Source organism: Edaphobacter aggregans DSM 19364 (assembly GCF_000745965.1).
Lineage (GTDB): Bacteria > Acidobacteriota > Terriglobia > Terriglobales > Acidobacteriaceae > Edaphobacter > Edaphobacter aggregans.
The window spans coordinates 47,488-68,969 of record NZ_JQKI01000022.1 but is presented as its reverse complement, the minus strand read 5'-3'; the positions used below and the strand labels follow the sequence as shown (position 1 = coordinate 68,969).

The 21,482-nt window shown below is 61.1% G+C and carries 22 protein-coding genes; 15 read left to right on the top strand and 7 right to left on the bottom strand.

Going from position 1 to position 21,482, the window contains the following annotated elements:
- Positions 1-62 precede the first annotated feature (62 nt).
- The gene (locus Q363_RS11480; RefSeq protein ID WP_051978658.1) at positions 63-317 is read left to right on the top strand and encodes a DUF3311 domain-containing protein; all 255 of its coding nucleotides are present in this window, start codon (positions 63-65) and stop codon (positions 315-317) included.
- Between the two features lie 171 nt (positions 318-488).
- Here the strand turns inward: Q363_RS11480 and Q363_RS11475 are convergent, their stop codons facing one another.
- Positions 489-1,250 (bottom strand): OmpA family protein, encoded by a 762-nt coding sequence (locus tag Q363_RS11475; protein WP_051978657.1) that lies wholly within the window; start codon positions 1,248-1,250, stop codon positions 489-491.
- A 264-nt stretch (positions 1,251-1,514) separates the two neighbouring features.
- Here Q363_RS11475 and uvrC point away from each other — a divergent pair, with 264 nt between their 5' ends.
- Positions 1,515-3,644 carry an excinuclease ABC subunit UvrC gene (gene uvrC / locus Q363_RS11470; RefSeq protein ID WP_035350222.1) on the top strand — a complete coding sequence of 710 codons (2,130 nt, stop codon included), beginning with the start codon at positions 1,515-1,517 and terminating at the stop codon, positions 3,642-3,644.
- Positions 3,645-4,124: 480 nt separating this feature from the next.
- Here uvrC and ypfJ read toward each other — a convergent pair whose 3' ends face one another.
- On the bottom strand, positions 4,125-4,994 hold the full coding sequence (gene ypfJ / locus Q363_RS11465) for a KPN_02809 family neutral zinc metallopeptidase (RefSeq protein ID WP_035350221.1): 870 nt from the start codon (positions 4,992-4,994) through the stop codon (positions 4,125-4,127).
- 176 nt (positions 4,995-5,170) lie between these two features.
- Here ypfJ and Q363_RS11460 point away from each other — a divergent pair, with 176 nt between their 5' ends.
- Both Q363_RS11460 and Q363_RS11455 read left to right on the top strand, forming a co-directional pair.
- Positions 5,171-6,778 carry an ArnT family glycosyltransferase gene (locus tag Q363_RS11460; protein WP_035350219.1) on the top strand — a complete coding sequence of 536 codons (1,608 nt, stop codon included), beginning with the start codon at positions 5,171-5,173 and terminating at the stop codon, positions 6,776-6,778.
- A gap of 50 nt (positions 6,779-6,828) precedes the next feature.
- On the top strand, positions 6,829-8,199 hold the full coding sequence (locus Q363_RS11455) for an APC family permease (protein WP_035350217.1): 1,371 nt from the start codon (positions 6,829-6,831) through the stop codon (positions 8,197-8,199).
- On the opposite strand, the gene glgA is transcribed toward Q363_RS11455, so the two are convergent.
- Positions 8,196-9,647 (bottom strand): glycogen synthase GlgA, encoded by a 1,452-nt coding sequence (glgA, locus tag Q363_RS11450; protein ID WP_035350215.1) that lies wholly within the window; start codon positions 9,645-9,647, stop codon positions 8,196-8,198. The two genes, Q363_RS11455 and glgA, sit on opposite strands and share 4 nt — an antisense overlap.
- 77 nt (positions 9,648-9,724) lie before the next feature.
- Here glgA and rsmA point away from each other — a divergent pair, with 77 nt between their 5' ends.
- Complete coding sequence (gene rsmA, locus Q363_RS11445; RefSeq protein WP_035350214.1) at positions 9,725-10,528, top strand: 16S rRNA (adenine(1518)-N(6)/adenine(1519)-N(6))-dimethyltransferase RsmA; 804 nt, start codon at positions 9,725-9,727, stop codon at positions 10,526-10,528.
- Positions 10,529-10,556: 28 nt separating this feature from the next.
- Here rsmA and Q363_RS11440 read toward each other — a convergent pair whose 3' ends face one another.
- The 3 genes from Q363_RS11440 to Q363_RS11430 form a co-directional block, all read right to left on the bottom strand.
- Positions 10,557-11,282 (bottom strand): hypothetical protein, encoded by a 726-nt coding sequence (locus tag Q363_RS11440; protein WP_157466752.1) that lies wholly within the window; start codon positions 11,280-11,282, stop codon positions 10,557-10,559.
- Positions 11,279-11,788 carry a crossover junction endodeoxyribonuclease RuvC gene (gene ruvC / locus Q363_RS11435; protein ID WP_035350210.1) on the bottom strand — a complete coding sequence of 170 codons (510 nt, stop codon included), beginning with the start codon at positions 11,786-11,788 and terminating at the stop codon, positions 11,279-11,281. Before ruvC ends, Q363_RS11440 begins: the two co-directional genes overlap by 4 nt.
- Positions 11,789-11,851: 63 nt before the next feature.
- Entirely contained in the window at positions 11,852-12,622 is a 771-nt protein-coding gene (locus Q363_RS11430) for a thiazole synthase (protein WP_035350209.1), read from the bottom strand.
- 415 nt (positions 12,623-13,037) lie between these two features.
- On the opposite strand from Q363_RS11430, the gene Q363_RS11425 reads away from it, so the two are divergent.
- The 3 genes from Q363_RS11425 to Q363_RS11415 all read left to right on the top strand — a co-directional run bounded on the left by Q363_RS11425 (position 13,038) and on the right by Q363_RS11415 (position 15,411).
- Complete coding sequence (locus Q363_RS11425; protein WP_035350263.1) at positions 13,038-13,259, top strand: hypothetical protein; 222 nt, start codon at positions 13,038-13,040, stop codon at positions 13,257-13,259.
- Between the two features lie 73 nt (positions 13,260-13,332).
- Positions 13,333-13,995: a metal-dependent transcriptional regulator gene (locus Q363_RS11420; protein WP_035350207.1), complete on the top strand. Its 663-nt coding sequence runs from the start codon at positions 13,333-13,335 to the stop codon at positions 13,993-13,995.
- A gap of 81 nt (positions 13,996-14,076) precedes the next feature.
- Complete coding sequence (locus Q363_RS11415) at positions 14,077-15,411, top strand: Nramp family divalent metal transporter (RefSeq protein ID WP_051978656.1); 1,335 nt, start codon at positions 14,077-14,079, stop codon at positions 15,409-15,411.
- 5 nt (positions 15,412-15,416) lie between these two features.
- Here the strand turns inward: Q363_RS11415 and Q363_RS11410 are convergent, their stop codons facing one another.
- Entirely contained in the window at positions 15,417-15,692 is a 276-nt protein-coding gene (locus Q363_RS11410; protein WP_035350206.1) for a metal/formaldehyde-sensitive transcriptional repressor, read from the bottom strand.
- Between the two features lie 360 nt (positions 15,693-16,052).
- Between Q363_RS11410 and Q363_RS11400 the strand changes: the two genes are divergently transcribed.
- The 7 genes from Q363_RS11400 (at position 16,053) to Q363_RS11370 (ending at position 21,420) form a co-directional block, all read left to right on the top strand.
- Entirely contained in the window at positions 16,053-17,483 is a 1,431-nt protein-coding gene (locus Q363_RS11400) for a carbohydrate porin (RefSeq protein WP_425387659.1), read from the top strand.
- Positions 17,484-17,504: 21 nt separating this feature from the next.
- Positions 17,505-18,449, top strand: a complete 945-nt coding sequence (locus tag Q363_RS11395) for a prepilin peptidase (RefSeq protein WP_084080251.1) — start codon at positions 17,505-17,507, stop codon at positions 18,447-18,449.
- A gap of 63 nt (positions 18,450-18,512) precedes the next feature.
- Positions 18,513-18,920: an NADH-quinone oxidoreductase subunit A gene (locus Q363_RS11390; protein ID WP_035350256.1), complete on the top strand. Its 408-nt coding sequence runs from the start codon at positions 18,513-18,515 to the stop codon at positions 18,918-18,920.
- Positions 18,920-19,402, top strand: coding sequence for an NADH-quinone oxidoreductase subunit C (locus tag Q363_RS11385; RefSeq protein ID WP_035350203.1), 483 nt, complete (start codon positions 18,920-18,922; stop codon positions 19,400-19,402). Before Q363_RS11390 ends, Q363_RS11385 begins: the two co-directional genes overlap by 1 nt.
- Positions 19,402-20,661 (top strand): NADH dehydrogenase (quinone) subunit D, encoded by a 1,260-nt coding sequence (gene nuoD / locus Q363_RS11380; RefSeq protein WP_035350202.1) that lies wholly within the window; start codon positions 19,402-19,404, stop codon positions 20,659-20,661. Before Q363_RS11385 ends, nuoD begins: the two co-directional genes overlap by 1 nt.
- Positions 20,662-20,680: 19 nt before the next feature.
- Positions 20,681-21,118: a hypothetical protein gene (locus tag Q363_RS11375; RefSeq protein WP_157466750.1), complete on the top strand. Its 438-nt coding sequence runs from the start codon at positions 20,681-20,683 to the stop codon at positions 21,116-21,118.
- Positions 21,119-21,120: 2 nt separating this feature from the next.
- Positions 21,121-21,420, top strand: a complete 300-nt coding sequence (locus Q363_RS11370) for a hypothetical protein (RefSeq protein WP_035350199.1) — start codon at positions 21,121-21,123, stop codon at positions 21,418-21,420.
- Positions 21,421-21,482 lie beyond the last annotated feature (62 nt).

Here is a 21,482-nt window from a genome sequence, read left to right as displayed (position 1 = left end):
TTACTCGAAGCTCACCACCGCTCGCATCTGCGCGTGTTAGCATCACTACGAACAAGACGAAAATGACGACTGAGCCAAACTCACAGAAGCCATCGAAGCAGGCAAACACAGCGAGCCAGGCAAACAAAAAGAGCCCCGCCATCTGGACTCTCCTCGCCGTTCCCTATCTCGCACTCTGCTTCCCGCAGATCTACGCGCGCGCCACACCTACGCTTCTTGGCTTCCCTTTCTTCTACTGGTACCAGTTCCTTTGGGTCATCCTCACGTCGATCATCCTAGGCGTAGCCTACCTCCGCCTGAAAGAACCTACCGACTAAAGCACTAACAACCAATCACTAACTACTGTCTTAGGAGGGTGGCTGGCAGGGACGTACCCTTATGCTGCCCCGCCGCCGCTGGGAGAGGGAGTGAGGCGCGCGCGCCGCAGCATATCGGCTGCCGCGCCTCATGGCGTGTTGGTCGTGCAGATTGGTGTTGCGGAAAATCTTTTACTGGGCAGCGTTCGGTCCGCTCGTAGATGCCTGCTGATCCATGTTCGTCATCAGCTTCACCTCCACGCGACGGTTCTTCTTCCGTCCGTCAGCAGTGCTATTGCTCGCGACCTCCTGATCCTTTCCGATCCCGATCAGATAGAACTTGTGCGGAGCAATATTGTGCTTCGTCGCGAGGTAGTTCACCACCGCGTCCGCCCTGCGCTGGCTCAGCCCGTAGTTATAGTTCGCGTCGCCGGTCGAGTCCGTACCGCCCGTCACCGCCAGAATATAGGCGCGCTTATCCGTCAGCCCTGCCGCGAAATCATCCAGCGTCTTCTTGTCCGCAGCCGTCAGCACCGCCTTGTCGAACCCGAACGTCACGCTCACATCCGCGATCGGCTTGTAGTTATCAAGGTTCGCGATCACGCCATTCAGCGTATCCACGCGGTTGTACGCCTCTTGCGCCGACTTGCCCGCCGCATCGGCTGACTGGCCCGCTGCCATCGCATGCTGATCCGCCGTGTCCGCCGCGCCCTGTGCCTTCGCAATGCCCTTCTGCGCGCGCTCGTCTGTGTCCACAATCGTTCGGTGATCGCTCGCCGTCTTCGCATCCAGGTCGTTCGTCTGCTGAATAATCGGCGCCGTCTGCGAGCGAACATAGTTCTTGCTCGAGCAGCCCGTCGTAAACGCAAGCAACATCGCTCCCGTCAGCACCACCGTTGCGGCAGAACCCATCTTCAACTCTTTGCCAAAGTTAGAACCAATCTTGGAGGTCATACGATTCATCTCCTTCATCGCGGTCAAACTGCTCTCTGCTTTCCCCTAATACTGCAATCCTCGTGCCAAACTTAAACCAACGATAACCAGGTCCTCATCAACAACTTACCGCAACCCTTTGCACCTTTTCGACTCCCCGCCCACCTCCATATTCGGAACTTTTGATGCGACTCCGCGTCAAATCTACTCGTACAACCCGCCGCGTCAAACTTGACTACACTGAACAGAGCCCTCTCACAGCAGCGGCGCCTTCTCCCTGACGGAATGGACCTCTACCAGAAAATCCGTACCCTCCCCACCTCCCCCGGCTGCTACCTCTACAAGAACGCCGAGGGCGAGGTCATCTACGTCGGCAAGGCCAAGAACCTCCGCGCACGCGTCCGCTCCTACTTCCTCCAGGCCTCCCAGGCCAACGCCAAGACGGGCACTCTCATGCGCGAGGCCGTCGACGTCGACTACATCACCGTCGCCAACGAGCACGAGGCCCTCGCCCTCGAAAACAACCTCATCAAGCAGCGCAAGCCTCGCTTCAACATCCTTTTGCGCGATGACAAGACCTACCCCTACATCAAGCTCACCCTCGCCGACCGCTACCCCAAGGTCTTCGTCACCCGCCGCCTGCGCCGCGACGGCTCCGCCTACTTCGGCCCTTACTTCCCCGGCAACCTCGCCCACCGCCTCGTCGACCTCATCCACCGCAGCTTCCTCATCCCCTCCTGCAAGGTCGATCTCTCCCGCTACCACCCCCGCGCCTGCCTGCAGTACTACATCAAGCGCTGCCTCGGCCCCTGCGTCGAAGGCCTCACCACGCCCGAGGACTACCGCCAGGCCATCCGCGACGTCCAGCTCTTCCTCGAAGGCCGCCCCGGCGAGCTCGAGCAGCGCCTCACCGCCCGCATGACGGCAGCAGCCGAAAACGAGCAGTACGAGCTGGCCGCCCGCCTCCGCGACCAGATCACCACCGTCCACCAGATGCAGGACAAGCAGCGCATCGCCTCCGCTGAAAACGAGGACGCCGACGTCTTCGGCTTCCACTTCGAAAACGAGATGCTAGCCGTCAACCTCTTCCACATGCGCTCCGGCAAGATCGTCGACCGCCGCGACTTCTTCTGGGAAGACCTCCCCGACTTCGCCGCATTCGCCATCGAAGAAGACGTAACCGAAGCGTTACTCATCGATAGTTCCGAAGGTGTAACTCTGGAAGTGTCATCCCGAGCGGAGCGCAGCGAAGTCGAGGGATCTGCGGTTTCATCACTCGCTGCCGCCACAACCACCGACCCCACCCTCGAACCCAACCCCACCACCCCCGCCCCCGAGATCCACGACGACTCCCCCATCGCCGAAGAACACTCCCCCATCACCGATCCGGTCTCTCACCTAACCACTAACAACCAACCACTAACCACTGCCTTCAACCCCGCCGCCTTCTTCTCCGCACTCCTCAAACAGCTCTACCTCGACCAGGGCTACGTCCCCCGCTCCATCCTCGTCCCCGTCGACTTCCCCGACCGCACCACCCTCGCCGAGCTACTCGCCCAGCGCACCGGCCACCGCGTCGACATCGCCGTCCCCCAGCGTGGCGAAAAGCGCTCCCTCGTCGACCTCGTCTGCCAGAACGCCAAGCAGTCCTACGACCAGCGCTTCCGCGTCCTCATCCCCTCACAAAAAGCCATCGCCCAGGCCCTCCAGGACGCCCTTACCCTAGAAGAACTCCCTCGCCGCATCGAGTGCTTCGACATCTCCCACATCCAGGGCGCCGAGACCGTCGCCTCCATGGTCGTCTGGGAGGACGGCGCCATGAAAAAATCCGACTACCGCAAGTTCCAGGTGCGCACCGTCACCGGCGTCGACGACTTCGCCTCCATGCACGAGGTCGTCCGCCGCCGCTACTCCCGTCTCCTCGACGATAAGAAGCCCCTCCCCTCCCTCATCCTCATCGACGGAGGCCTAGGCCAGCTCCACGCCGCCGCCGACGCCCTCAACGAGCTCGGCATCACTACCCAGCCCCTCGCCTCTATCGCCAAGCGCGAGGAGATCATCTACGTCTACGGACAGGAGGACGACCCCATCGTCCTCGATCGCCGCTCCCCCGTCCTCCACCTTGTCCAGAAGATCCGCGACGAATCCCACCGCTTCGCCATCTCCTACCACCGCAAGCGCCGCGAGATGCGCGACCGCAGCTCCGAACTCCTCGAAATCCCCGGCGTAGGCCTCCGTACCCGCCAGCGTCTCCTCGAACACTTCGGCTCCATCCGAGCCATCCGCCAGACCGCCGAAAAGAACCCCGACGCCCTAACCGCCGTCGTCAACAAGGCCACCGCCGACCGCATCCGCCAGCACTTCGCCGCCGATCAGAACACTCCCGCAAACCCCACTCTAACCATCCTCAACTGACGCTGCATCGCTCCAGAACTGACGGTGCATCGGCTCCAGAATCGAAGGTGCATCGCCCCAGAACTATCGCTCCAGAATTGACGCTGCATCACCCCAGAATTGTCATCCTGAGCGGAGCGGCATAGCCGCGCAGTCGAAGGACCTGCATTTTCTCTGCACCGCCACCACTTTAACTTGAGACGAACCCTCATCCCTTAGCCGCGACCAATGCAGTGCAAAATCTTGTCAAGCCCCCTCAAAATACATCCCCCACAAAACAAACAAGATCGAGCTCAAAAAAGCTGCCGATCTATTCCCTCCCATCCGGTAAAATAAGAAACAGCAAACAAAGAAAAGCCCCGGACCTCTTCGTTCCGGGGCTTTTCTCTTTACAATCAATACTTTACGTCGATCATATCAATAAAATCAATAACTTACCGTCAAAGTACCGACATAAACCTTTTGTCTTGAAGACTTTGCACAAATAAGGCAGGAGGGGGACTAGAAGCTGCCCGCCGCCTGGAAGGTATTGCACTGGTTCACCTCGCCGGACCGGAGCCCCCGCATAAACCACTGCTGCCGCTCGGCCGACGTCCCATGCGTAAAGCTCTCCGGACTCACCGCCCCGCGAGACATCTTCTGGATGTGGTCGTCGCCAACCGCCGCCGCAGCCTTCAGGCCCTCCTCCACATCCTCCCGGTGGATGATCTTCCGCTTCGCCGCGGTGTTTCCCCAAACGCCGGCCAGGCAGTCCGCCTGCAACTCCAGCCGCACCGACAGCGGATTCTGCTGCGAAGGATCCCGCGCCGCAAGCTGCCGCATCTGCCGCTCAATCCCCAGGATGTTCTGGACGTGATGCCCCAGCTCGTGCGCGATCACGTAAGCCTGTGCAAAATCAGCCGTGCTTCCGCCCAGCCGTCGCAGCTCGTCCCAGAACCCCAGGTCGATGTAGACCTTCCCGTCCGCCGGGCAGTAAAACGGCCCCGTCTGCGACTGCGCCACGCCACAGCCCGAGTGAGTGTAGTCGCGAAACAGCACCAGATGTGCCCGGCGATAGGGCTTGCCCGTCTGCTCCGGCAGCAGCTTCTGCCACTCGGCCTGGACATCATCCAGCACGTAGGAGACAAGATGAGCCGAGCGGTCCTCCTCCCGCGAGGCAGTCACCGGCCGGTTGCTCGCCGTCGAAGTAGCAACATGTCCTCCGCCGGAGAGATAAGCACCAATGTAGTTCCGCCCCGTAATCAGGCTGATGATCAGCAGAAACACGAAGCCGATGATCCCCAGTCCGCCGCCGCCAAACCCAAAACCTCCCCCCGAAGACCCCCGCCGGTCTTCGACATCACGACTCATCTCACCAGGTGTCCAGTCCATACCTCACCCCACTCGTCCTGCAAAAGAGCGAAAGCTACTCTCCTCAGATGCAGCTGAAAAAATTGTAGAACCCGAGAACGAAAATAGTCCCACCCCGTAACAACGTAAGAAAGAATAGAGTCTCCATCGCAAGCTCGCCCGCTCCAGAATAAGCACTTCCACGAAGGATTCTTCGGATGACCGATGCAACCGCGAACGCCACAACGACGATCGTGCGCCCCGCCGATCCAACCCTCCGCGAAGCCCTCTCGCTCGCCCTCCTCTTCGCCACCATCAAGCTCCTCCTCCACATCGCCACCAATCTCTGGGAGGCGCGCATCGATTACGGCTACTTCCGCGACGAGCTCTACTACCTCATCTGCGGCCGCCACCTCGCCTGGGGCTACGTCGATCACGGGCCGATCGTCGCCCTGCAGGCCCGCCTCGCCGAGCTCATCTTCGGCCACTCGCTCACCGGAATCCGCATGCTCTCCGCCCTCGCCGGAGCCACGCGCGTCCTCCTCACCGGTCTCCTCGCCTGGGCGCTCGGTGGCCGCCGCTCCGCCCAGGGCCTCGCGGTGACCGGCATCCTCCTGGCACCCCAGTACCTAGGCCTCGACAGCTACCTCTCGATGAACTCCTTCGAGTCCGCCTTCTGGATGGGGTGCACTCTTGCCCTCACCCTCATCCTCCGCGGACGGAACGAAAAATCGTGCTGGATATGGTTCGGAATCTGCGGAGGCGTCGGTCTGCTCAACAAGCCCTCCATGACCTTCTTCCTCCTCGCGCTGCTCATCGGCCTTCTCCTCACCCCGCAGCGTCGCCCGCTCTTCAGCCGCTGGGCCGCCATCGGAGTTGCGCTGCTCGTCCTCATCGCCCTGCCCAACCTCCTCTGGCAGGTCCACAACCACTGGCCGACGCTCGAGTTCCTCCACAACGGCCAGCTAGAGAACAAGAACATCAAGCTGGGTGCGCTTCCCTTCCTCGGCAAGCAGATCCTCAATCTGCAACCGATCTCCATCTTCCTATGGATCCCCGGTCTCGTCTGGCTCTTGCGCAGTACCTCGGCTAAGCAATGGCGATTCCTCGGCTACACCTATCTCCTCTTCCTCGCCATGATGATGGCCCTGCACGCCAAGGACTACTACGTCGTCCCGATCTACCCGGTACTCTTCGCCGCCGGCGGCATCGCATGGGAGCAGCACTTCGCCAATCGCAAGCTGGTTCGCGCCAACTCCCGGTTCGGCTTCCCTGTCTACCAAACGACTCTCATCGTTGGCGGTCTCATCAGCCTTCCGATGGCGATCCCTGTCATGCGCCCCTCAACATGGCTCGCATATACGAAGGCCCTCCACCTCTACGACGCCACAGGCAACACCGAGAACGAGTCGAGCGGCATCCTCCCCCAGTTCTACGCCGACCGCTTCGGCTGGCAGGAAGAGGTTAACGAGGTCACTCGCATCTATCACTCCCTCTCACCGGAGGACCAGAAGAGAGTCGGCATTCTCTGTTCCAACTACGGCGAGGCCAGCGCCATTAACTTCCTCGGGCGCGATCTTCCCAGAGCCATCAGCGGCCACAACAGCTACTGGATGTGGGGACCGAACGGCGCAACCGGCGAAGTCATGATCATCGTCACCGGAGCAACACCCGAAGAGCTTCGCGAAAACTATGATTCCGTCGAGATCGCCGGCCGCATGGACAACCCGCTCTCCATGCCCTACGAGCGGCGCAACATTTACCTCGTCCGGGGCCGCCATAAAAATGTCACGACGGACTGGAAGGACTTCAAGCACTACATCTGATCGATTCACCGAGAAACAGCCGCGCCGCTGTGCTACTCTCCGTGAAAACCATGCAACAAACGGCGCAGCAGACACAGACGGAACTCCCGCGAGTCCTCAACGCCTCGCACGCTACGTCGATCGTCGTCGGAATCATTATCGGCAGCGGCATCTTCCTCGTCCCGCGCGAGATGATGGCCGCCGTCGGCTCCTCCGGCATGGTCTACGCGGTGTGGATCGTCGGCGGTCTGCTCTCCCTCTTCGGAGCCATGACCTACGCCGAGATTGCTGCACTCCGTCCTAAATATGGCGGCGAGTACGCGTTCCTCCGCGAAGCCTACGGCGACCTGACAGGCTTTCTCTACATGTGGACGTGGATCACTATCGCGAAGCCCGCCTCCATCGCAACCATCGCCGCTGGTCTCGCACGCGTCCTCGCCACCTTCCCGACCTTTCACTTCCTCGAGCTTCCAGCCTTCGGACCTCTGCTCTGGAGCCAGGTCTTCGCCATCGTCATGACCTGGCTCATCACCGGCCTCAACATCCTCGGCACGCGCAAGTCCGGAAACGTGCAGCTCGCGCTCACCTGGCTCAAGGTGCTCCTGATCGTCGTCATCGCCGGCGTCTGCTTCGGAGCCGCCGGAAGCCACGGCTCATGGCACAACTTCGCCACCGAGTTCACCGGCGCGCGCGGCGGATTCTCCGGCTTCATGGTCGCTCTGATCGCCGCGCTCTGGGCTTACGACGGCTGGAGCGACGTCACCCAGATGGCCGGCGAGATCCAGCGGCCACAGCGCAGCATGCCCCTGGCCCTGATCGGCGGAGTCGCCATCGTCGGCGGCCTCTACATGCTTACCAACGCGGCCATCCAGTATGTGATGCCCGCCGCAGCCATCGCCGCCGCCGATCGCCCCGCCGCCGATGCCCTTCGCCTCATCGCTGGAAACTGGGGTGCCGGACTCGTCTCTGTTGGAATGGCCGTCAGCATCTGCGCGACCTTCGTCGGATCGTCGCTCTCAGGGGCACGCGTCCCCTTCGCCGCCGCACATGACGGACTCTTCTTCCGTCAGCTCGCCCACGTGCATCCGCGCTTCCACACACCATCGACCGCGCTGATCCTGCAGGCGATCCTCAGCTCACTGCTTCTCCTCGCTATAGGCCGCTTCCAGGCGCTCTTCTCGCTCGCCATCTTCGCCGAGTGGTTCTTCTACGCGCTCACCGCAAGCACCATCTTCGTCTTCCGTCGGCGCGAGCCCAGCACAGCCCGACCCTATAGCGTCTGGGGCTATCCGGTGCTGCCCGCACTCTTCATCGCGGCAGCCATCGTGCTCCTGGTCTTCTCCTTCGCCGACCAGCCACGCAACTCCATCATCGGAACCGCCATCATCCTGCTCGGCATCCCTTTGCACTACTGGTTCCAGCGTAAGATCCGCACAGCTTAGCTGCTGCGGTTCATAATCACGCGCTCGTACACACGCACATACTCCTCGGCCGGCTTGTCCCAGGAAAAATCCTGCGCCATGCCGCGCTGCATCATCGCGGTCCACGTCTTCTCGTCGCGAAAGGTCGCAAGCGCCCTGTGAATTGCATCGAGCAGAACGTTGGAATCGTAGCCCCAGAACTTGAAGCCGTTCCCACCTCCGTCCGGCAGCTCTTCGATCGTGTCCTGAAGCCCGCCGGTAGCGCGAACGACCGGAACGGTGCCGTACTTCAGGCTGTAGATCTGGTTCAGGCCGCCGGGCTCGTAACGTGAAGGCATCAGGAAGATGTCCGAGCCTGCCTCGATCTTGTGCGCCATCACGTTGTCGAACTTCACCCGAACCCGCATCTTTTCCGGATGCCGTTCCGCCATCTCGGTCAAGAGGCGCTCGTAGTACTCTTCCCCGTTGCCAAGCATCACCAGCACGACATCTTCCTGCATTAGCCTGTCCAAAATGTCGACGATAAAGTCGAAGCCCTTCTGCGTCGCAAAGCGCGACACGACGCCGATGACAGCGGTCTCATCGCCGACGTCCTCCAGCCTCAGCGCGTGCAGCAGGTCCCGACGACACTCCCGCTTCCCGTCAAGCTTTTTCGCGGAGTAGTGTGCTGCGATATACGGATCTATGGCCGGGGCCCACTCGCTATAGTCCGCCCCGTTCAGGATGCCGAACAGGTCCGCCGAGCGCCGCCGCAAAGTGTCTTCCAGTCCATTGCCGAACTCCGGAGTCTGAATCTCCTGCGCATAGGTCCGGCTGACAGTCGTAATCGCATCGGCATACACAATGCCGCCCTTCAGAAAGTTCACCTTGTCGTAGTGCTCCAGTTTGTCCAGAGTGAACATGTCCCACGGCAGCAGCAGCGTCTCCATAGTCCGCGGTGGAAACCATCCCTGGTAGCCGGCGTTGTGGATCGTGAGCACCGCGGGAACGCGGCGGAAGACCGGATCGAAGTAGTAGATCGACCGCAGCATCACGACGATCATCGCCGCCTGCCAGTCGTGCACATGAAAGAGGTCCGGCACGCCCATCACCTTCGTCGCCTCGATCACGGCGCGGCTGAAGGTTCCGAAGCGCTCGGCGTTGTCCGGATAGTCGCCGGAAGGCGTCGCATAAAAGCTCTCGCGGTCGAACAGCTCCGGCACATCGACGAAGTAGATATGCACGCCGTCCTTCACTCCGCCATCCAGAATGCGCGCGAAGCGGTTGTACGAAGGAAATGGGATCGTCACACTCTGGAGAACAACCGGCGCATTGGGCACGGCCTTCGCCACCTGCCGGTAGTACGGAAGAAACGTCTGCACCTTGTGCCCCATCTTCGCCAGCGTCTTCGGCAGCGCGCTGACCACATCGGCCAACCCGCCGGTCTTCGCCCATGGTGTGCACTCCGATGCCGCAAAAACAATATGCATGCCTACCCCTCTCCATTCCGACCAAAACGTTAGTCTATACAAAGAGATGCAGCAAACGTCTGCAGCGCACCTGCCTCATGAAACGTAAACCCAAACTCGGCCAGAACTTCCTCGTCGACGACCGCGCGCGCCACGCCATCGCCGATGCCCTCGGCGACGTCACCCGCCGCACCGTCATCGAGATCGGCCCTGGTCGCGGAGCCATCACCGACATCCTGGCCCCGCGCTGCGGCCGTTTGATCGCCCTCGAGCTTGACCGAGAGCTCGCTCCCGCACTCGCGCTCCGCTTTCGCGATCAACCCCGGGTCCAGATCGTCGAAACCGACGTCCTCAAAGCGGACTTCGCCGCGATCATCCCACCTGGCGAGACCGCCGACGTCATCGGCAATCTGCCGTATTACATCACCTCGGACATTCTGCTGAAGCTCTTCGCCGCAGCCTCCGCCGGCCTGCTCTCCCGCGCCGTGGTCATGATGCAGCGCGAGGTCGCCGACCGCGTCTCCGCCTCGCCCGGTGTTCGCGACTACGGCCTGCTCTCGGCCACCGCACAGATCCATGCACAGGTGGAGCAACTCTTCACCCTGCCACCATCGGCCTTCTCTCCTCCACCTGAGGTCTACTCCAGCGTCCTGCGGCTGCACTTCCGCCCGCGCTTCTCCGAGCTTGGCGTAGACCCCACTGGCTTCGATGCATTCCTCAGGCAGAGCTTCGCGCAGAAGCGCAAGACGCTCGAAAACAATCTCCGCGCCGCGGGATACTCCTCCGTCCAGCTCATCGCTGCCTGGCCCGCCAGAATCCCCCGTCAGGCGCGAGCCGAGTCGCTCGGACTCGAAGCCATGGCAGAGCTCTACCGCTCGCTGGCCGTCAGCGTCTCTCACTGAACATCATTGTGATTCGTACCGCCGGCTGTCAGCGCACGTTGCTCGTACTGTCGCTCGCCTGCGCCAGCAGCCTTGCCGCCTTCTCGCGCACTCGCTGCATCAGCTGCTCGTCAGCAACAATCGAAGTCAAGGTCGGCGCGATGTTGATTATTTCAATCGCGCGCTTCTCGGCTATCTCGTGGATCAACGTGTCCATCTCCGAGTAGAGCCCCAGCCGGTCGTAGCGGTGCAGAAACTCCAGCTTCCGCCCCTCGTCCATCGTGAACGCGAGCGCCTGAAACGTCTCCGTCAACTGGGTTACGCTCTTGTTCTCTGAGTAGTTGTAAAGGCACGAGCCACGCCCATCCGGCCCCGCGTAGCTCAGGGTCTTCTTGCCGGTATCCGCGATGTTCTTCGCCTTCGAGGCACAAGGGATATTGAAGTAATCCAGCGAGCGGGCCGTCCTGAAGATCGTCTCCGCAGTCGCCGGGCTCAGCTTCATCGGCCGATCGATCGACCGACCCCGCGACGCAGGCGCGAGCGAAGCGCTGCTCGCGCCGCCGCTCACCGGCGCCTCTTCACCCCGATACATCCCCGTCCCGTCCTGATAGACCACGATGCTGAACTTCGGCACTGGCAGGCCAGGACGCTCAAATTGAAAACTGACTTCGGGCTTCGCGGCCGCCGGTGTGCCCGCCGGCGAGTCCGACTGCGCCGCATAGGCGCTCGTTACGCTAATCACGATGCCCATCGCCGCTGCCAGATAACTCCTCACCGTCCGCCCCCCTGGAGTGTCACCGTCTGCGCCGTATGAATGTGGCATATCGCAATCGCGAGAGCATCCGCTGCATCCGCTGACTCCGGCGCATGATCGAGTTCGAGCAGCCGCGTCACCATAAACTGCACCTGCTCCTTCGCCGCCAGCCCATACCCCACCACCGAGCTCTTGATCTTCAGCGGAGCGTATTCCATCACCGGAAGCCCGCAAGTCTCAGCCGCCAGCATAGCCACGCCGCGCACCTGCCCCAGCTTCAACGCCGACTTCGCATTCGCCGAGAAGAAGACCTCCTCGATCGCCACAACATCCGGCTCGTGGAGAGCGATGGCTGCCGTCAGCTCCGCATACACCTGGGCCAGCCGCCGCGGAGTCTTGTCCTTCTTGCTGAGCCGGATCGTCCCTGCCGCCACGTGAACCAGGCGCGGCATCCTCGCGTCACAGTCCACCTCCACGACACCATAGCCGGTGAACTCCGTCCCGCAGTCAATCCCGAATACCCGCATGGGCGAAGTTTACTTCATTTCTCTGCCGCTTCCGACTGGCGAGATTGAGTCCTCGGCTCCGTCCTACCGCGAGATTCCCTCAAGTGGCGAACTGGCCGTCGCATACAGCTTCCTCGGCATCCTACCCGCCAGATACGCCTGTCGCCCGGCCAGCACCGCATGCTGCATGGCCTCAGCCATCAACAGCGGGTCCTTCGCCTGCGCGATCGCCGTATTCATCAGCACGCCGTCGAAGCCAAGCTCCATCGCCACCGTCGCGTCGGAGGCAGTTCCCACCCCCGCGTCGACGATCAACGGAACCTCGGTGATCATCTCACGCAGAATCCGCAGATTCGCCGTATTTTGCAAACCAAGACCGCTGCCAATCGGCGCTCCCAACGGCATCACCGCCGCCGCACCGGCGTCAATCAGCCTCCTAGCAAACACAATGTCATCAGAGGTATACGGGAGAACAGTAAACCCTTCCTTCACCAGAACTCGAGTCGCTTCAAGCGTTGCCTGAATGTCCGGATACAGCGTCGCCTGGTCCCCGATCACCTCGATCTTCACCCAGTCCGACAACCCTACCTCGCGTCCCAGCCGAGCCGCGCGAATCGCCTCCTCGGCCGTATAACAGCCAGCCGTATTTGGGAGCAGGAAGTAACGTCGCGCATCGATGAAGTCCAGCAGCGACTCGCTCGAGCGGTCGAGATTCACTCTCCTCACCGCGACCGTCACCATCTCAGCCCCCGAGGCTTCGATGGCCGCCTGCGTCTCCGGTCCGTCCTTGTACTTCCCCGTTCCTACGATCAGCCGCGACTGAAAGGCCCTGCCTGCGATTACCAGAGGTGTCATGGCTCAATTCTAAAACCAAATGCAAACGGCCTGCGCTCGGCCACAGTTGAGTGTGGGAGCAGCAGGCCGCCTGCCGGTGGACTGTTGAGATTGACCTGAGGCGTCCGTGCCCGGATTGGCCTCGGCGAAGTACGTTCAGCGAGTCACTGAAGATCGCCAGGACTTAAGAGCAGGGGACGCTCTAAGCCTCAGTCACCTCACGTGTGTTGATGCAACTGTTACTGTCAATTTTCATAGGCTGGATCATCCTCCTTTCCCGTGTAACTGCAGCCTACGCCTTGCCTCCATCTCCGGGCAAGCCGACCCCCGCAACCGTACATCTCGCCTCACTGGCGGTGCATCGCACATGAGGGTGTCCAACTCGTATATCGAACGCCACGAGCGCCAATTCCGGCAGCACGAAAGGCTTCCTGCAATGAAACCCGCAACCATCATAGGAATTGTCCTCATCCTCCTCGCTATCGTCGGCTTTGCGACCGGGGGATTCAGCTTCACCCACCGGCACAAGGACGTTGACGCCGGCCCCATCCAGATATCCCACGAAAAGAAGGAGACGGTGCCAATCTCCCCGATCCTGAGCACCATCGTCCTGGTAGCCGGCGCCGGACTTGTAGCCGTGGGCGTCAAAGCGAGATAACTCTCTCGATTCTGTTGTGAAGTTGGCGGAGTTAGCTATAGTTAATGCCAGATCTCACAATGCCAGGTCTGGAATGAAAGACTCCATCACCGTCTCGAAGGAAGACTACCTCAAAGCCATTCTCGAATCAGAGTCCGAAGGACAGCATGTCATCTCGGCGACGCTGGCTCACTGGCTCTCCGTCTCGCCGCCTGCGGTCACCATGGCGCTCAAGCGCCTCAGGCGCGACGGCTACGTCATCGTCAGGACCGACGGCACCGTGCACCTCTCTGCCAAAGGCAGGGAGACGGCCTACCGCACAGCCCTACGCCACCATCTCATCGAACGCATGCTCGCTGAGATCTTCGGCATGGCGTGGTACGAGGTCCACGATGAGGCCGAGCGCCTGGAGCACGCCGTCTCCCCTGCCTTCGAGGCGAAGTTGATCGAGAAGCTCGGTGAAAAGGGCGTGTGTCCCCACGGCAACGCCGTACTGCCCGAGAGCCCGGCCCAACGCCAAAAGCGCGGAACGATCCAACTCTCCGAGGCCCCCGAAGGCGCCGATTACATCGTCTCCAGTCTCTACGAGCGCGATCCGAAGCTCTTGCTGTTCCTGCATAAGATGGGAATCGGTCCCCAGTCGCCCGTCCGTATCATCTCCAAAAACTACGATCAGACTCTCAGCGTCGTCACCTCTGCCGGAGCATCCACCCTTGGAAAACCAGCCGCGGATAGAGTCTGGGTCAAGCGCAGCTAATCCTCTATTCGCGATCATTTATTAACCCTAGTTAACGAGCTGTGGCATACTCATGCTAAAGACAGTTCCTCGCCCCTCGCCATGGAGACCACGACTTCCATCCCGCTGCAATCTGAGACCAAACGCCGGCCCTCCCTGCCGGAGGTCTTCTCGAGCGTCAGGGTCTCGGACTCCAGCCGGCTCTGGCGCCGCGCCCTCGGCTTTGTGGGCCCCGGATTCCTGGTCGCCGTCGGCTACATGGATCCCGGAAACTGGGCGACCGACCTTGCCGCGGGCTCGCGTTATGGGTACACCCTGCTCTTCGTCGTCATGGCCTCGAACCTGATGGCCATTCTTCTCCAGAGCCTCGCCCTCAAGCTCGGCATCGCCTCTGAGAGGGACCTCGCCCAGGCCTGTCGCGAGCGTTACAGCCGTCCTGTAACCATTGCGCTCTGGATCTTCGCAGAAGTCGCCATCTGCGCCTGCGACCTGGCCGAGGTCATCGGCTCTGCCATCGCCCTGCAGCTTCTCTTCGGTATCCCGCTCATCGCCGGCGTCATCATCACCAGCCTCGATGTCCTGTTGATCCTTCTGCTGGAGCATCGCGGCTTCCGTTATCTCGAGGCGCTCGTCATGGTTCTCATCGGAACCATTGCGGTCCTCTTCTGCATCGAGACCGTACTCTCGCGCCCCGAGTGGATTCCGGTTCTCCAGCACCTTCTCGTCCCCTCGCGACAGGTCATCTCCAATCCCAACATGCTCTACATCGCGATTGGAATCCTCGGCGCAACCGTAATGCCGCACAATCTTTACCTGCACTCCTCCATCGTGCAGACGCGCGCCTATCCACGCACCATCCCTGGCAAGCGCGAGGCCATCCGTCTCGCCAGCCTCGATTCCGCCGTAGCCCTCAGCATGGCGCTGTTCGTCAACGCCGCCATCCTCATCGTCGCGGCCGCCGCCTTCCATCGCACGGGCCACACCGAGGTCGCCGAGATCGGCGACGCCTACAAGCTCCTTACGCCGCTGCTGGGCTTCACCGGCGCCAGCATGATGTTCGCCCTCGCCCTGCTCGCCTCCGGCCAGAACTCCACCATCACCGGAACTCTCGCCGGCCAGATCGTCATGGAGGGCTTCCTCGAGCTTCGCCTTCCCAACTGGCAGCGCCGCCTCATCACTCGCCTGGTCGCGATCATCCCTACGGTCATCGTCACAGCCATCTACGGCAGTGCGGGAACCGCGCAGCTTCTGGTCTTGAGCCAGGTCATCCTCAGCATGCAACTCAGCTTCGCCGTCTTTCCCCTCGTTCACTTCACCAGCGACAAGGCCAGCATGGGGCCCTTCGCCAACAAGACCTGGATCCGCATCCTCAGCTGGGCCGTCGCCCTATTGATCGCCGGACTCAACGCCTGGCTGCTCGTCCAGACCTTCCGCTAACGCTGTTATTTCAAATATGCCCGCACCAGATCGATCAGATCCTCCCCCAGGTCGGGAGTCACTGGAGCGTGGCCATCCTGCAGGAGATGCAACCGAATATGATCCTCCAGAACTTCGGCCATCAAACCGTTGATCCCGCCGCGCACTGCCGCTAACAACATCAGCACCTCTGCGCAATCATGGTCTTCGGCTCCAAGCTTCCGTTCGACCGATTCCATCTGCCCCCGAATTCGCTTCGTTCGGTTCAATAACTTTGCTTTCTCGCGATCAACAAGCGACATATTTCCTCACCCTCATACCCTACTGGGGTATACTATCAAAACCCGACGATTCAGCCAGCGCTGCTAGGCCTGCGCAGAAAGGAGAAGTCAGCCAATGATGAAGCAGTTCTTCCATCTTGATCGATCCAGGCTCCACGGCATCCGTCCACGTACGGAGATCCGTCGCCGCTGGGTCGAAACTGCGGATGAGCGGTGCCCGCTCGCCTGCACATGGTCTGCTCTGCTCGAAACACACGACGAGCAGAACGACGACACCGGATTACCCTGGCCTGCCTTCTCTCGGTTCCGCTGGAAGGCAGGCCTCTTGCATTCAATTCATCGTTTTTTCGGATACTCATTCCAACGGCCGGTCACGACGCTTTGACAAAGTTCCTCCAGGCTTTTCTTCTCTTGCTCTTCTCCTCGCCGATCTATGGCCAGCCGAGAGACCTTGTAGCCGCCGAGCCTGGCGCGCAAACAACCCTTCCCGACGCACCCTTCGCCGAAGCCCCGACAACCATCTTTCCCTACTCGGATCGCACACGCTACTTCATCGCCGGACAGGCAAATATCGTCTTTCAGGCGCACGCTCCCTTTCACTCGCCGTACGACGGCCCCAACAGCCTGCAGGGACGCGGCGAATACAAGACTTCGCTCGTCGGCACCCTCTTCCTCGGCTACCAGGTCAACCGCAATCCCCGCTACGCCACCGACTTCATCGCCGACTTCGAATCGGCCGGCGGTCGCGGCGTCAGCCAGGCTCTCGGTCTCGGCGGCTTCACCAACCTCGACGTCGTCCGCAACCCGAGCCTCGGCTCCAAACCCTATCTCGCCCGCGTTCAGATCCACCAGACCATCGGCCTAACCCGCGAGCTCGTCGAAGCCGAACGCACGCCCTTCTCGCTATCGACGCAGGTTCCCGAGCGACGCTTTGAGCTCCACATCGGCAAGATGAGTCTCCCCGATTACTTCGACACCAACAGCATCGGCTCCGACAGCCACCTCCAGTTCCTCAACTGGACCACAGACAACAACGGCGCCTGGGACTACGCCGCCGACACTCGCGGCTACACCTATGCCGCAGTCCTCGAATACCACGACCGCTCCTGGTCGGCCCGTTACGCTCTCGCCGCCATGCCTACGGTCGCCAACGGCATCGACCTCGACTGGGCCTTCAGCCGCGCCAACGGACAGAACTTCGAGTTCGAGCTGCGCAAATCGCTCCTCGGTCATCTCGTCTCGCCCCAACGCAAGGGCACCGTCCGCGTCCTCAGCTTCGTCAACCACGCCCACATGGGCCGTTATCGCGACGCCGTCAACGCCTATCTCTCCGGACAGGACCCCAAACCCAATATCTCCGCCCACGCCAAATTCAGCGCCGTCAAATACGGCTTCACGCTCAACGCCGAGCAGGAGCTCACCCAGAATCTCCGCGTCTTCACACGCGTCGGCTGGAACGAGGGCCAGCACGAGTCCTTCGCCTACACCGAAGTCGACCAGACCGTTGCCCTCGGGGCCGACTACTCCGGCCGTGCCTTCTCCCGGCCAAACGACCAGATCGGCCTCGCCTTCGTCTCCAACGCCATTAAGCGCGACCACCAGAACTACCTCCGCTACGGCGGCCTGGGCTTTATACTTGGTGACGGAAACCTCAACTACGCACGCGAAGACATTTTTGAGAGCTACTACACGCTGCACGCCTGGCGCGGCCTCTACTACGCCCTCGATCTCCAGTTCGTCGACCATCCTGGCTACAACAAAGACCGCGGTCCCGTCCTCGTCGAAGCCGTTCGCATGCACGTCGACTTCTAATCGTCGCCGTATACTTTTTGCGTGACCCCCCGCATCATCTACGAAGCAATCGGCTTCCTCCTCGGGCTCGTCTTCGGCAGCTTCCTCAACGTCTGCATCGCGCGACTGCCGCGTCACGAATCCATCGTTCGACCAGGCTCACGATGCCCACAGTGCAGAGCCTTCATCCGCTGGTTCGACAACATCCCAGTCCTCAGCTGGCTTGTGCTACGCGGACGCTGTCGCGACTGCCACCAACCCATCCCCTGGCGCTATCCGCTGGTCGAACTCACCTGCGGCCTCTGGTTCGCCGTTCAGGCTGCGCGTCTCTACACAGTACTGCGCTTCTACTTCTACGACCCTACGCACAGCGCCCCGTCGTCTTACGCTCCGCTCGCGATCATCGCCAATCTCGCCGTAACCATACTCGGCTTCCTCCTCATCGGCCTCATCGTCATGGACTGGCAGACCGGCCTGCTTCCCAACGCCTTCACGCTCACCGGCATCGCGGCCGGCCTCTTCCTCATCTGCACGCAGGCCATCTTCCTCGGGCCCACCGAGCAGCAGATTGTCCTCACTCGCCAGATCCACATCACCAGCGCAGGCGCAACCACCAATCCCGGCAACGTCTTCCTTACCGGCCCCGAGGCGCTCATCGGCGGCCGTCTTCTTGCCGTCGTTGGCGTCGTTCTTCTGCTTCTGGCCATTCGCTGGCTTTACCGCACTCTCCGGCATCAGGAAGGGCTCGGCCTCGGCGACGTCAAGCTCCTTGCGATGATCGCGGCCTTCCTCGGCTTCTGGCCAGCCATCCTCTCGCTCTTCCTCGGAGCCTTCGCCGCGAGCCTCTACGCCGTCGTCCTGCTCGCGCGCCGGCGAGCAGGAGCGTTCACAAAACTGCCCTTCGGCAGCTTTCTCGCCGCCGCCGGTCTCGTCGCCGCGCAGTTCGGAGACCGCATCATCGACGCCTACGCACAAATGCTTCGATAGCCGCACAATACCGGGCGTTTAGCTTGACACTGGACAACCGCAAACTTAGAGTCAAAGATGGCCATGCAAACTTACCCCTACATCTGGAACTATCTTCCGCTCGTCCTGCAAATACTGGTCGCCCTTGGCCTCGCATGCGGAATGGTAGGGGTCTCCTTCCTCGTTGGAAAGCACAAGAACTCGCGCACCAAGGCCGGGCCCTACGAGTGCGGCATGGACCCCGTCGGCGACGCCCGTGGCCGCTTCACCGTCCGCTTCTACATGGTGGCGATGCTCTTCATCCTCTTCGACGTGGAGGCAGTCTTCATGCTTCCCTGGGCCGTCATATTCCGCCGCCTGCCCGCCATCACCGGCTCAAAGATGTTTGGCTTCTGGGAGATGCTCGTTTATCTCGGCTTCGTCGCCGTCGGCCTCTTCTACGTCTGGAAGAAGGGCATCCTCGACTGGTCCACCGACAAGGGAGATCTCTAATGGAACCCGCTATCCTCGACACACAGGCCGTCTTCGACAAGTTCCCCGAGGAGCCCGCGCTCAAGGCACTCTCTGACCTCGCCACCGCCGCAAAGTACGATCGCGCCGAGCTGACCGTCACCGTTGACCGCGAGAATATCATCGCCGCCTGCAAGGCCCTCAAGGCCGCCGGCTACAACTTCCTCGAGGACGTCACCGCCGTCGACTGGTACCCCTCCGAGCCCCGCTTCCAGGTCAGCTACAGCATCCTGTCCATCCCGCTCAAGCGCCGCCTGCGCCTCGCCGTCCGCCTCGCCGGCGACGACGCCGCGCTCGACAGCATCACCTCCCTCTGGCCCTCGGCCAACTTTTATGAGCGCGAGGTCTTCGACCTCTTCGGCATACACTTCGGCGGCCATCCCAATCTCCGCCGCATCATGATGCCCGAAGACTGGCAGGGCCATCCCCTGCGCAAGGACTACCCCGTGGAGGGCTACCGCTAATGGCACCCATCGCCGCTCCCGACCAGATCGTTCCCGGCATCGATGAAGTCATCGCCGACGCCGAGCGCCACAAACACGGCAACGACCCCATCGCCGACCAGACCATGGTCATCAACATGGGCCCGCAGCACCCGTCCACGCACGGCGTGCTCCGTCTCGTGCTCGAGATCGACGGTGAGACCGTCGTCTCCCTCGCCCCCGACATCGGCTATCTCCACACCGGGATCGAAAAGACGTGCGAGGCCAAGTTCTACCAGCAGGTCGTTCCGCTCACCGACCGCATCGACTATCTCTCGCCGATGACCAACAACACGGCGTACGCCCTCGCGGTCGAAAAGCTGCTGGATCTCGAGATTCCACCGAAGGCGCAGTGGCTGCGCGTGCTCTTCAACGAGCTGATGCGGCTCAACTCGCACCTCGTCTGGCTGGGCACCCACGCCATGGACATCGGCGCGCTCACCGTCTTCCTCTACTGCTTCCGCGAGCGCGAGAAGCTGCTGCGCATCTTCGAGGCCGTCAGCGGCCAGCGCATGATGACCAGCTACATCCGCATCGGCGGAGTCAGCCTAGAGCCGCCGCTCGGTCTCTTCGACTCCATCCGCGCCTTCCTCCTCGACTTCCCCTCGAAGATCGACGAGTACGAGACGCTGCTGCACAACAATCCCATCTGGATCAACCGCCTCAAGGGTGTCGGTTATATCTCGCCCGAGGACGCGATCTCCCTCGGCGTCACCGGCCCCGTGCTCCGTGCAGCGGGAGTGGACTTCGATGTACGCCGCGACATGCCGTACTCGAGCTACGAGAAATTCCAGTTCAAGGTACCCGTCACGACGGAGAGCGACGTCTGGGCTCGCTACATCCTCCGCATGCAGGAGATGCGCGAGTCCGTCAAGATCTGCCTGCAAGCGCTCGACGGCATGCCCGAGGGCCGCATCGTCGCCGACGCCCCCAAGATCATCCTTCCCGACCGTGAACAGATGAAGACCCAGATGGAGTCGCTGATCCATCACTTCAAGATCGTCACCGAGGGATTTGCCGTTCCCGCAGGCGAGGCCACCAGCTCTGTCGAAGCCGCGCACGGCCTGATGAACTACTACGTTGTCTCTGACGGCACCGCCAAGCCCTACCGCGTGCACATGCGCAACGCCGACTACGCAAACCTCCAGGCTCTAGAGACAATGTGCAAAGGCCGGCTGCTCGCCGACGTAGTCGCCGTGATCGGCTCCATCGACATCGTGCTTGGGGCCATCGACCGCTAGATTCCGAGAGGCTAAGAAATTGAATAAGGGATTGGGGTTTTGGCGCACTATTGCCACAGAAGTCGTGATTCTTGGCATCTTGAGCAGCCCGTTGCTTTCTAAGCCTAAGACTCCACTTCCTACCGTAGTACTCGCGGCCAAGAGGATTTATTTGGTCAATCAGACAGGTGATCAGCATGTCCTTGATACTGCATATGATCAGTTCAAGACTTGGGGTAGGTTCACGATCGCAACATCAAAGGATGATGCTGATATTACGGCTGTCTTTAGCCACCACTACGGCATGGATAAATTCGGAAACGTTTCTCTTATCGAAATGGATATCTTTGCCAAGGGCAGCAATGAGCCGGCATTTGTAGCAAAAAGCGCCTTGAAACTAATAACTGCACCGCAGCACCGAACCAAGGCATGTATAGCTGATTTTAAAGAGACTCTGGAGCCAAAGAATCAACATTGAATGTGTCTCTTCCATTGCACCGCGAACTTTGGACCTCCTGGGCGTCGCTGCTTCGCTCCTACTCCGCCGCCCACGGACTCAACAGCCGGCATCACGCAGTCGTCGAGGTCGGTGCAGACGAGATCACGCTTCGCGTTGCCAGCCGCTGGCTTCGCTTCACGCATGACCTCATCGAAGACAGCGAAGGCAATCGCTCCTCTTTTTCGCTAGAAGAAGACGGAACGGTTAAACTGAATGGAACCACCCAGGAGATGGACCTTGCCGCCGAACAACTGGCGCGGGAGATGATGAGTGAGTCTTAGTTTTGGTTGTCATTCCGACCGGAGCGTAGCGAAGTGGAGAAATCTGCTTCCCCTTACCGCCC

Coding starts and splice junctions, on each gene's coding strand:
- Q363_RS11480 (WP_051978658.1), top strand. CDS start 63: ATGACGACTGAGCCAAACTCACAGAAGCCATCGAAGCAGGCAAACACA.
- Q363_RS11475 (WP_051978657.1), bottom strand. CDS start 1,250: ATGACCTCCAAGATTGGTTCTAACTTTGGCAAAGAGTTGAAGATGGGT.
- uvrC (WP_035350222.1), top strand. CDS start 1,515: ATGGACCTCTACCAGAAAATCCGTACCCTCCCCACCTCCCCCGGCTGC.
- ypfJ (WP_035350221.1), bottom strand. CDS start 4,994: ATGGACTGGACACCTGGTGAGATGAGTCGTGATGTCGAAGACCGGCGG.
- Q363_RS11460 (WP_035350219.1), top strand. CDS start 5,171: ATGACCGATGCAACCGCGAACGCCACAACGACGATCGTGCGCCCCGCC.
- Q363_RS11455 (WP_035350217.1), top strand. CDS start 6,829: ATGCAACAAACGGCGCAGCAGACACAGACGGAACTCCCGCGAGTCCTC.
- glgA (WP_035350215.1), bottom strand. CDS start 9,647: ATGCATATTGTTTTTGCGGCATCGGAGTGCACACCATGGGCGAAGACC.
- rsmA (WP_035350214.1), top strand. CDS start 9,725: ATGAAACGTAAACCCAAACTCGGCCAGAACTTCCTCGTCGACGACCGC.
- ruvC (WP_035350210.1), bottom strand. CDS start 11,788: ATGCGGGTATTCGGGATTGACTGCGGGACGGAGTTCACCGGCTATGGT.
- Q363_RS11430 (WP_035350209.1), bottom strand. CDS start 12,622: ATGACACCTCTGGTAATCGCAGGCAGGGCCTTTCAGTCGCGGCTGATC.
- Q363_RS11425 (WP_035350263.1), top strand. CDS start 13,038: ATGAAACCCGCAACCATCATAGGAATTGTCCTCATCCTCCTCGCTATC.
- Q363_RS11420 (WP_035350207.1), top strand. CDS start 13,333: ATGAAAGACTCCATCACCGTCTCGAAGGAAGACTACCTCAAAGCCATT.
- Q363_RS11415 (WP_051978656.1), top strand. CDS start 14,077: ATGGAGACCACGACTTCCATCCCGCTGCAATCTGAGACCAAACGCCGG.
- Q363_RS11410 (WP_035350206.1), bottom strand. CDS start 15,692: ATGTCGCTTGTTGATCGCGAGAAAGCAAAGTTATTGAACCGAACGAAG.
- Q363_RS11390 (WP_035350256.1), top strand. CDS start 18,513: ATGCAAACTTACCCCTACATCTGGAACTATCTTCCGCTCGTCCTGCAA.
- Q363_RS11385 (WP_035350203.1), top strand. CDS start 18,920: ATGGAACCCGCTATCCTCGACACACAGGCCGTCTTCGACAAGTTCCCC.
- nuoD (WP_035350202.1), top strand. CDS start 19,402: ATGGCACCCATCGCCGCTCCCGACCAGATCGTTCCCGGCATCGATGAA.